This is a genomic window from Veillonella agrestimuris, assembly GCF_943193065.1.
Lineage (GTDB): Bacteria > Bacillota > Negativicutes > Veillonellales > Veillonellaceae > Veillonella > Veillonella agrestimuris.
The window spans coordinates 1-10,775 of sequence record NZ_CALPCS010000021.1 but is presented as its reverse complement, the minus strand read 5'-3'; the positions used below and the strand labels follow the sequence as shown (position 1 = coordinate 10,775).

General features: G+C 39.1%; 8 protein-coding genes, 3 tRNA genes and 1 riboswitch. Of the genes, 9 read left to right on the top strand and 2 right to left on the bottom strand.

Translation table 11 applies throughout. From position 1 onward, the window contains the following. The 3 genes from NFR29_RS08205 to NFR29_RS08195 form a co-directional block, all read left to right on the top strand. Nucleotides 1-198 (top strand): hypothetical protein (locus tag NFR29_RS08205; RefSeq protein WP_251425511.1); only part of this gene is annotated, 198 nt, incomplete at its 5' end. A 455-nt stretch (nt 199-653) separates the two neighbouring features. Then, nucleotides 654-729, top strand: a tRNA-Trp gene (locus tag NFR29_RS08200). 108 nt (nt 730-837) lie between these two features. After that, nucleotides 838-914, top strand: a tRNA-Arg gene (locus tag NFR29_RS08195). Between the two features lie 202 nt (nt 915-1,116). Here NFR29_RS08195 and NFR29_RS08190 read toward each other — a convergent pair. Together NFR29_RS08190 and NFR29_RS08185 are read right to left on the bottom strand one after the other, a co-directional pair. Next, nucleotides 1,117-1,566: a hypothetical protein gene (locus NFR29_RS08190; RefSeq protein WP_251425508.1), complete on the bottom strand. Its 450-nt coding sequence runs from the start codon at nt 1,564-1,566 to the stop codon at nt 1,117-1,119. Between the two features lie 138 nt (nt 1,567-1,704). Further along, complete coding sequence (locus NFR29_RS08185; RefSeq protein ID WP_251425505.1) at nt 1,705-1,983, bottom strand: helix-turn-helix domain-containing protein; 279 nt, start codon at nt 1,981-1,983, stop codon at nt 1,705-1,707. A gap of 303 nt (nt 1,984-2,286) precedes the next feature. Here NFR29_RS08185 and NFR29_RS08180 point away from each other — a divergent pair, with 303 nt between their 5' ends. From NFR29_RS08180 to NFR29_RS08155, 6 genes are all read left to right on the top strand, one after another. Next, nucleotides 2,287-3,693 carry a sodium:solute symporter family protein gene (locus tag NFR29_RS08180; protein ID WP_251425502.1) on the top strand — a complete coding sequence of 469 codons (1,407 nt, stop codon included), beginning with the start codon at nt 2,287-2,289 and terminating at the stop codon, nt 3,691-3,693. 201 nt (nt 3,694-3,894) lie between these two features. Then, a riboswitch (cobalamin riboswitch) is annotated at nt 3,895-4,065 on the top strand. Nucleotides 4,066-4,446: 381 nt separating this feature from the next. Continuing rightward, a tRNA-Leu gene (locus NFR29_RS08175) sits at nt 4,447-4,531 on the top strand. 84 nt (nt 4,532-4,615) lie between these two features. Beyond that, a complete protein-coding gene (gene mfd, locus NFR29_RS08170; RefSeq protein WP_251425499.1) occupies nt 4,616-7,906 on the top strand; it encodes a transcription-repair coupling factor in 3,291 nt (1,096 codons plus the stop codon). Further along, a complete protein-coding gene (locus NFR29_RS08165; protein WP_251425496.1) occupies nt 7,903-9,510 on the top strand; it encodes a putative polysaccharide biosynthesis protein in 1,608 nt (535 codons plus the stop codon). Before mfd ends, NFR29_RS08165 begins: the two co-directional genes overlap by 4 nt. Continuing rightward, on the top strand, nt 9,494-10,300 hold the full coding sequence (mazG, locus tag NFR29_RS08160) for a nucleoside triphosphate pyrophosphohydrolase (protein WP_251425493.1): 807 nt from the start codon (nt 9,494-9,496) through the stop codon (nt 10,298-10,300). Before NFR29_RS08165 ends, mazG begins: the two co-directional genes overlap by 17 nt. Nucleotides 10,301-10,352: 52 nt before the next feature. Beyond that, a complete protein-coding gene (locus NFR29_RS08155) occupies nt 10,353-10,652 on the top strand; it encodes an HU family DNA-binding protein (RefSeq protein WP_251425491.1) in 300 nt (99 codons plus the stop codon). The last annotated feature ends 123 nt before the right edge of the window (nt 10,653-10,775 follow it).

Genomic DNA, 10,775 nt, shown 5'->3' with positions numbered 1-10,775 from the left:
AACACAGTAGTTAAGCTCATAAACGCCGAAAGTACTTGGCTGGAGACGGCCTGGGAGGATAGGAAGTCGCTGATTAAGCTAAAAGGCACACCAGAGGGTGTGCCTTTTTTTGTTATGAATACAAGTGCATCAGGTTCATCGGAGCGTAGCATTTGCCAAGCTGCAAAGCAGCACAGGCAAATATACAGCGAGGAGTGATAGGAAGTTGCTTACGTATGCCTAACTTATTATATCTCTTTGCCGAGTGAAGCAACAAATATAATTCACACCTATTTCACCTCAATGTTTTATACTTCTTATAGCTGGTATAAAGCAGCTAGGGAAGCGATCTACCAATAACTTTTATTAATCCCTTTTAAAAATAATACAAACAACACATAAACTAATACATAAACCCAATTAATACACAATAATACTCTCTCTCTGTGTATTGGAAAATACATCTATAACTCTCTCATTATATATACTATCTCCCGTATATATAGGTAAAAGTTAAGTAGATAAAGGCGCTCGAAAGGGCGCTTTTCCCTTTTATAAGGGCTTTTATCATAGAGGAAAAAAGTATATAGAATTGATGAAAGATAGAGGTTTTCCTTGACATAGCTGACGTTTATTGGTATTATTACTAAGTACTAAGAAATACTTATATACATAGGGGTATAGCTCAATTGGTAGAGTTACGGTCTCCAAAACCGTCGGTTGTGGGTTCAAGTCCTACTGCCCCTGCCACACTATAGAGTGCAGCTTTTGTTGCACTCTATAAAATTCTTAAAAATATTAATATAGTACTTGTAAAGATAGAAGAACTGTGTTAATATAGTTAAGTACCAAGTACATGACTCAGTAGCTCAGCTGGATAGAGTGTTTGACTACGAATCAAAAGGTCAGGGGTTCGAATCCCTTCTGGGTCACCAAATGAAAGCTCACACTTAAGTGTGAGCTTTTTCTTTATTCTGATTTACTTTCTTATTTTCTCCGATAGCCATTATTTTGACTATATTACTATAAAAGGACCTTCCTAAGAAGGTCCTTTATTTTTAGTGTTTATACGATTTTGAATGGAATTCGTTTACATGAACAAGTAAATAAACTTTTACATAAATTATTGGGAGAGGCTTATTTTAATTGCCCAGCAGCGATTGCTAAGTTTTTATAGTAGATGGCTTGCTCATAACCATATGTATCTGGTTTTAAGAGCCGTGGTTTACTTTTAGTTTTGTATTCTTTGCGAAGTACTTCACCAGTACGAGCATCGATGATGTTGATTTCATCTTGTTTCCAATGGATCGTATCAGCTTCTTGATTGAAATAGTAGTGATTAACGTATTCTGTCATGTAATACATGGCACCTTGGTGACTATATGTTTTGACAACGATTTCGTAATTTGTTCCTTCTCCAGCATAAACGGCAACGTTGTTAGCAGAATAGTAGCGTTGGCCATGCATGCGGTACATATAGGAATAACCTCGAGCACTTTCTAAGTCATCGAGAGTAACAGCATGTACAGAAGCTACCGTTGTTGCTAATAAAGAACAGAGTAATGTCGTGTAAAGTAATTTTTTCATAATATCCTTTCTATAAATCATCGTAGATGATTCTAAGTTTTATTATATTCTTTAATAATCATTGTATGGGCTAATACGTATTGCTACATGTAACAAGTATTATATTATTGGCTGATTATCATATGTATTAGGTTTGATTTACTTCATATGTGGTTGATCGGAATCTGCAATGACATTCACAGCTACTTCTTGATCTGATGGTAATTGACTCATCAATATAGGCAGGGCGATATTCATAGCTTGTGCAATACCTCTAAGTTGTCGCATCGCGACGGTAATAGGGGTAGTAGAATCTTTTTCGAAATTCGCTTCTAAAGCGGTGAGTTCTGGCAGTGTTAGATGGGCAGCATTGGCAAATTCTTCAAGGGAGAGGTTGTGCTGGCTGCGATATTCTTTGATAATGTCTCCGATATACATAAGACCTCCATGTGTGGTGTATGTTTAATTGACTATCTTTCATCTATGTATATTATATATGAATTAGATGAAGGTCGCAATTAATGAGCTTTCAGTGAAATTGAGAATATCTTAATACTTTCTATTGTTACTAAAATGCATATATGATATTATAAAAATGAAATCAAGTTACAATTTTATACATTAGGAGCTGGCATCATTTTACATGTAAGACGGCTCCTATATTTTTTAAGCAGTAAGTAAGCAGTACAGATGAAACACAATATTGATTTATCCATAGGCGGTTAAAAAGGAGGTTATCTTATGGAGACGCTTACAATTATATGGATCATCGTGTTAAGTTATTTACTATTAAATTTAGGGGTTGGCATATATAGTCACTTCCGGGTAAAGGGAAGTGATGATTATTTGCTAGCCGGTCGTCGTATTGGGGTCTTTATGACTGCTGGTACGTTAGCAGCTACTGAAATCGGTGGTGGTAGTACTGTCGGTGTAGCAGCGAAAGCTTACGGCGATTGGGGATTATCGGCAGGGTGGTACGTAGTGTCTGCCGGAATCGGTGTCATTTTAGTGGCTTTCATTGCTCCTTTGTTACGGCGTGCTATGGCGACCACAGTGCCAGAGATTATAGGTCGTCGTTTCGGTAAAGCTAGTCATTTGATTACGTCTATTTTATCGATGCTAGCAACTATTACATTAGCCGGGGTACAGATCACTGCGACGGCTACTATTGTTAGTGTATTAAGTGGCATGAGCACGGAATTATCTATCCTTATTTGCGGTGGTATATTAGTGGTCTATACTATGTTTGGTGGTATGTGGAGTGTAACGCTAACCGATATAATTCACTTCGTAGTTCTTATTGGTGGCTTTACGATTGCTGTTCCATTTGTCATTCAAAATGCAGGTGGTTGGGACTATATCGTAGCTAATGTACCAGCTGAACAATGGGGCTTTACTAAAGTTGGATGGCCTACGATTATTGGGTTAATTATCATGTATTTTATGACATTTTCTACTGGGCAAGAATCGGTACAACGGTACTTTGCAGCAAAGGATGAAAGAACGGCTGTACTAGGCTCCGTTTTATGTGGTCTATTTATGGCTTTCTTTGCCTTTGTACCTGCTATTTTAGGTTTAATTGCCCTTGCTATGTTCCCTAATATTGAAGCCAATAATGCAGTAGCTACGGTAGCATTACATCTTATGCATCCTATTTTAGCCGGTCTTGTTATGGCTTCTGTAGTATCTGCTACTATGTCTTCTGGAGCGGGAGATTTATTAGGGGCTGCCACAGTATTTACAAAAGATATTATTCAAGCTCAATGGGATCCAAACATTTCTGATGAAAAACTAACCCGTTATAGTCGGTATTGCGTAGCTGTATGGGGGATTATAGCTATCGGTATTTCCCTTATGAGTAAAGCAATAATTCCAATGTTAGTATTTGCTTTCACTATGCGCTCCGCAGGTCCATTTGCAGCATTTCTATTGGGATTACTATGGAAAGGTGCTACTAAAGGCGCTGGTATTTGGTCTATTATTTTAGGATCCATTGCAGGGTTTGTATGGGAAATTATGGGCCAACCATTTGGCATTATGTCTATTATCTTTGGTAGTTCTATTAGTTTGATCGTATTTATTATTGTTGTATATATTGAACGGAGTCAAGGGAAACCACCGGCACCGCCAGCTATACCAGAGTTATAATCATTTTGATATGACTTAGATATGATTTAGATAAAATCTAGATATGCTTGTAAGAACCTATGTAGACTATGTTAGGTACAGTGAAAAAAGGCTAGACCTTTGTATGCTGCAGTTTACATAGGTTCTTTGTTTATCATAATTAAGCCGAGTAAATTATATTTGACGAATAAGAATGCTAGTGATATGATTAAGTCATAGATAAATACATATTTGGGAATAGGTGCTGAAAAGCATAATAGAAAAGCTGGTGAGATGCCAGCACGGTCCCGCCACTGTATGGTTGAGCGAATCTAATTAAGTCACTGGGAAACTGGGAAGGCTAGAGGAGCGATGAAGCCGAGTCAGGAGAACTGCCTATTCAACATTCACCATTTGACCTACGAGCGATAGGGAGGAGAAGTTATAGGCTCCCTTTTTACGTATATCTGTAAAAAGGCCTTTTTTGTATAGTAACGAGTTATGTTACTTATATACCGCAAATCGAGTCATGGTGGATGATACCAATGGTATTACCAGCATGACTTTTGTTATGTTGTTAATATATTTAAAGTAAATGTAGGGCATGCATTTATTCATCATCATCCTAAAGAGAACCATTGCACCGACTAATTGTCGATGTAAAGGTTCTCTTTACTTTAGTCATGTTTTGTATTAGTACATCTCTTTAAGATAGACTTTACAAGATCCTAGCAGGGAAAGCAAAAAATAATTGACGATATATATAATAAATGGTATTATTATTTCAGTTGGTACGCGGGAGTGGCGGAATTGGCAGACGCACCAGACTTAGGATCTGGCGCCTTACGGCGTGGGGGTTCAAGTCCCTTCTCCCGCACCATACTTTAATAGAATAGATTACTGATACTTTGAAATAGCTACATATGGCCTATTTTCAAAGTTTTTTTGTTTATAAGGAAGTAGTATGAGTCAATCCTTTCAAACAATATTGGAAACGAGCCCATCAATAGGAGATGGGCTAAAGGCGTTTTCTAAAAAAGGGAAGTCCGTCATATATGGTTTAAGTGGATCTCAGAAGTCATTTCTCTTAAGCCGATCTATGGTAGACGGATTACAAAGGCCTATCGTCATTGTAGTGCATGATAAAGACCATAAGGAGATGTGGGAGCGCGACTTAGCATTTTTTTGGCCTCATATATCGGCACTCTCCTTTCCTGTAACGGAACGGGTTGATTTTACGACGGTAGCACGAAGCTTAGAAAATCAAGGACAACAAATGCGAGCCTTAAGCCTCTTAGCGTGGCAGAGACCAGTAGTGGTTATTGCTAATGCAGAAGAAGTATCACAGCATGTGGTAAGTCCTCAGTACTTAAGATCTCAAAGCATTCACTTTGAATTGGCCCAAAGCTTTGATCGAGAAGAGCTATTAGAACAATTAATACATATTGGATATGAACGAGTAGACCAGGTGGAACAACGTGGTCATTTTGCTGTGCGTGGAGATATTTTTGATATATTCCCTGTTAATAGCGATGAACCCATTCGTATGGAATTTTTTGGCGATGAAATCGATACAATGCGCCATTTTTCTATTGAAACACAGCGTTCTACAGAAGGTATTGATGCCTATACAGTGACACCTTTTTTCATTGCCAATGCGGAAGCTAGTGATACAGTATTATCTTATGTAGGCGATGGATTACTTATCTATGATGAGCCTGTGCGCATTCAAGAAGCATTAAAGAAATTTTTTAAAGAAGATGTATCCCATCGAAAAGATCATTGTGATTGGTCTGAATTGCAACGGTCTGTACAAGCTACATCACAAGTGGCTTTTACATTTATGCAACAACGTTTCATTGGTTTATCTGGCTTTAGTCCTATCGGTATTCAAGGGAAGACGATGACTAGTTTTGAACGCCAAATACCGCTTTTGATGGATGAGATCAAGCAGTGGCAAGCCATGAATAAACAAGTAGTCCTTATTTTGAATAACCAACAACGTCGAGAAGGTATTGAAAAAGCTTTAGAAATAGATCAACTTTCTTACCGTTCTAGCCATACATTCGACTATGAGCCGAATACAGTCCTTATCATGTCTGGTTTGTTGACAGATGGGTTTGAATTACTGCAAAGTCAATTAGTGGTCGTTGTAGAAGGCAATATTTACGGTCAACAAAAGCGCAAATTACGAAATAAACCGAAAAAAGGACAAGAAATCAATTATTTTACGGACTTAACTGTAGGTGACTATGTAGTTCATAGTATGCATGGTATTGGTAAATATATTGGCTTGAAAACGATTGAAACCGAAGGGATTCACCGTGATTATATTGAGATTGCCTACGCAGGAACAGATCGGTTGTTTTTGCCAGCTAATAATTTAGACCAATTACAAAAGTATATTGGTAATGAAGGTGATGTGCCGCGCATTCATAAAATGGGGGGCCGAGATTGGCAAAAAGTTGTTACTAAAGCGAAGAAGTCTATTGATGATTTAGCAGACAAACTTGTTGATTTATATGCTAAACGAGAGGTAGCTGAAGGATTTGCATTTCTTCCGGATCAACCGTGGCAGCAAGAATTTGAAGATGCTTTTCCATTCGAGGAAACAGATGACCAATTGCAGGCAGTGAAAGAAATTAAAGAGTCCATGGAACGACCGGTGCCGATGGATCGACTCTTAGCAGGTGATGTGGGATTTGGCAAAACAGAAGTTGCTATGCGAGCTGTATTCAAAGCTGTTATGAGTGGAAAACAAGTGGCTGTATTAGTGCCTACTACGGTATTGGCACAGCAACATTATCAAACTTTTTTACATCGATTTAGTTCCTTTGGGGTTAAGGTAGAAGTCATTAATCGATTCCGTTCAGTAGGAGAGAGAAAAGAAGTCCTTAAAGGCGTTGAAACTGGTTCTGTTGATGTATTAATAGGTACACATTCCCTGCTTAATAAAAAGGTTCAATTTAAAGACTTAGGATTACTTGTTGTAGATGAAGAACAGCGATTTGGCGTGGCACAAAAAGAAAAATGGAAAGAATGGGCTAATAATATTGACGTTCTTACGTTGAGTGCGACACCAATTCCTAGAACCTTACACATGTCGTTAGTAGGCGTTCGAGAAATGTCTGTTATTACGACGCCTCCCGAGGAACGATTACCTATACAGACCTATGTTGTAGAATACGATATGGATCTCGTTGTAGATGCTATTAAACGAGAATTAGCACGGGGCGGACAAATCTATTTTGTGTATAATCGTGTCGCATCTATCGATCATATGGGGGAATTGTTAGAAGCGGCTTTACCGGACTTACAATATGCCATTGCTCACGGGCAAATGACGGGCCGTCAAATTGAAGAAATTATGACCGATTTCTATGAAGGACGATATGATCTGTTATTAAGTACTAGCATTATTGAAACCGGGTTAGATGTACCTAATGCGAACACGATTATTATTTATGATGCGGACCACTTGGGATTATCTCAGCTATACCAAATGAGGGGGCGTGTAGGACGTTCGAGACGAAGAGCCTATGCGTATTTTATGTATCGCCCTGATAAAATGTTATCTGAGGCGGCAGAGAAGCGATTGAAAGCTATCGAAGAATTTACTGAATTAGGGGCTGGATTTAAGCTTGCTATGCGAGACTTGGAGATTCGCGGGGCAGGCAACTTATTAGGGTCGCAGCAACACGGTAACATTGCATCTGTAGGTTTTGGTATGTATGTATCGATGCTCGAAGAAGCTATAGCAAAAGCTCAAAATAGAGAAGTGGAAACTGAAAAGACCGTCGATCCAGCCATTGATTTAGAAGTAGATGCTTTCATTGATGATGGGTATATTAAAGATAGTGCTCGTAAGATTTCTGTGTATCAACGATTATTACAAGTCAAATCTATTGGCCAATTAGATGATATGATTGATGAATTAATTGATCGTTTTGGTACTCCTACAGAAGCGGTAGACAAATTATTGCGCATTGCTCGCCTTAAAGAAGAAGCCCGCTTATTAGGTATTAAAAGTATTGTACGCCGCGATAAGCAACTTATCATCCATTGGCATGATGATTCGAAAATGGCGAACTGGGATATGGGGGCTGTCCGAGAAGAACTGTGGAAACATATGAAATTTATGGATACAAAACCAGCTACTTTATATGTTACATTAGAAGGGCTGCGAAGTGATATCTTACATATTACAGAAGATGTGATGAAAGAATTATCGAAAACATCTGAGGAGGGGCTATGAATCGATTTTTAAAGGGTGCTATGATTTTGACGATTGCTGGTATTATCGTTAAAGTCATTGGTGCTTTCAGTAAAGTTCTCATCGCTCGTATTCTTGGTGGGGAAGGGATTGGTCTCTATATGATGGCCTATCCTATTTATCAAATTATTGTCAGCATTTCGGCGGCTGGCATTCCTGTGGCCATATCCATTATGATTGCGGAGAAACTGGCGAACAATGATATGCGCGGTGTGAACCAAGTGTTCAAGGTCTCCTTGCGCGTTCTTGCAGTTGTAGGGATTGTATTTAGCTTCGGTCTTTACGCAAGTGCTGAGGCACTTATCAGTTGGGGCATCATTACGGATCCTAGGGCATTAGTGCCGATACAATTATTAGCGCCAGCTATCTTCGTAGTGACTGTATTGAGCTGTTTTAGAGGGTATTTCCAAGGCTTTCAATATATGGTGCCTACAGGGATGAGCCAAGTGTTTGAACAAATCTTCCGCGTTGGATCCATGGTAGGGTTAGCCTATTATTTCATTCATGAAGGATTGCATTTAGCGGCTGGGGGCGCTACATTTGCGACCTTCCCAGGCGTATTAGCAGGCTTGTTCGTATTAATTTATTTTTATAATGCACAACGAACGACGAGAGAACAGCTGGCGTTGCAACAAAACAAATTGGCCCCTATAGAGACGAATGGAGCGGTTATCAAACGATTATTTGCTCTCGCTATACCAGTGTCGATGGCCAATATTATGCTCCCTATGGTGTCTTTAATTGATACTTTCATCGTTCCCAAAAGATTAATGGATATCGGCTATTACCTCCATGAGGCGACGACGCAATTTGGTTATTTGACGGGGATGGCCACATCACTGATTGGATTACCGATTATTTTGACTACGTCCTTAGCGGCGAGTCTAGTGCCTGCTGTGTCTGAGGCACACGCTCAGAATGATAAGAAAGCGATTATTAATCGCGCAGGTACATCCATAAAAATCGCCAACCTCTTGGCTATACCCGCTTGCATCGGCTTATCTGTGCTAGCAACGCCTATTTCTATGCTCATTTATGCGACCCCTCACGCTGGCCCAGTCATTGCAGTTATTAGCTTGAGCATCATATTTTTAGGGTGGCAACAAATTACAGCTGCCATATTACAAGGCTTAGGACGTACAGTTATTCCTATGTGCTCTATTTTAATTGGTCTCGTTGTGAAAGCTATATTAGACTATCAGTTGACAGGGACTACAGGTCTCGGTATTAATGGGGCAGCGTGGGCTACAAACATGAATTTTGCTATTGCTGCGGCCATTAATATTTATTTCGTTAACAAATATGTAGGCTCTATCGTACGCTATATGGAATTGTTGAAAATCTTAATTTCTGCTATGGCCATGGGTGGAGCGACACAAGTCATTTATACATTTGTCCTTGATATGGTAGGCAATGCCTTTGCTGTGGCTATCTCCATTAGCGCTGCTATCATTGTTTATGGCGTATCCTTATGGATTACAAAGGCTATTGTGAAAGATGATATGTACAATCTTCCTATCATTGGCAAGCGATTGCGCAAACGCAAATTAGAAGAAGAAGGGCGTTTATATGAACAACAATATTAAGGAGACAGAAAATACCACAGTAGATGTACAACCGTTAGTGGATGTCGTTAGAACCTTGCGGAGACCTGGAGGCTGTCCTTGGGATCAACAGCAAACCCATGAATCATTGCGACCTTATTTTATCGAAGAGACCTATGAAGTAATGGATGCCATCGACAACAAAGATATGGATAACCTTCGCGAAGAACTCGGTGATGTATTGCTACAAGTTGTATTCCATAGTCGATTAGCAGAAGAAGCGGGGCAATTTACATTCCAAGATGTCATTGATGATATAACTAAGAAAATGATTCGCCGTCATCCTCATGTTTTTAAAGATGAAAATAAAATGAATTACAGTGAAAAAACATACACTTGGGATGAATTAAAAGCGCAAGAAAAGAAAAATATACAAAAATCTGTATTAGATAATGTTTCGAAAGGTTTACCTGCTTTAATGGGAGCTTTTAAGGTACAAGAAAAAGCTGCTAAGCTAGGTTTTGACTGGAATCATGAGGATCCGGTTTGGGCAAAAGTAGATGAAGAAATAAGCGAGTTTAAAGATGCTGTAAATGAGAATGATAGAGAAAATATGGAAAAAGAAGCAGGAGATATACTTTTTTCCTTGATTAATCTATTTAGATGGTATAAAATAAGCGGTGAAAATGCACTGAATCGCACTAACACTAAGTTCCGACAGCGTTTTTCACATGTAGAAGCTTGTGTTAACAAAAGTGATCGCTCATGGGAAGACTTTTCATTAGCTGAGCTGGATGCTTTTTGGGAGGAGGCTAAGGTGCAGGAAAAGTAGCCAAAAGGTAGTTAGTAGCCTGGCGGCGCAGTTATTTTAAGGAGGTTCTGTCATGAACAAAACAGAATTAATCGCAAGTGTTGCACAAAAAACTGAATTAACAAAAAAAGACGCTGAAAAAGCAGTAAAAGCTGTATTCGATACAGTTGCTGAAGAATTAGCTGCTGGCGGCAAAGTACAAGTTATCGGTTTCGGTACTTTCGAAATCCGTGAACGCGCAGCTCGTGAAGGCCGTAACCCACAAAGCGGTGCTGTAATCAAAATCGCTGCTTCTAAATCCCCTGCATTCAAAGCTGGTAAAGGTTTGAAAGAGCAAGTTAACGCAGCTCCTGCAAAAAAACGCAAAAAATAATCTATCGAAACGATAGTAAGAGACCTCTTTGAGAGGTCTCTTTTTTTAGGTTCTATAATAAATGTTGGGGTGTCACCATCAAGGTGGCACAACCAACATTATTTTTTTGCAAAAAAAATAAGC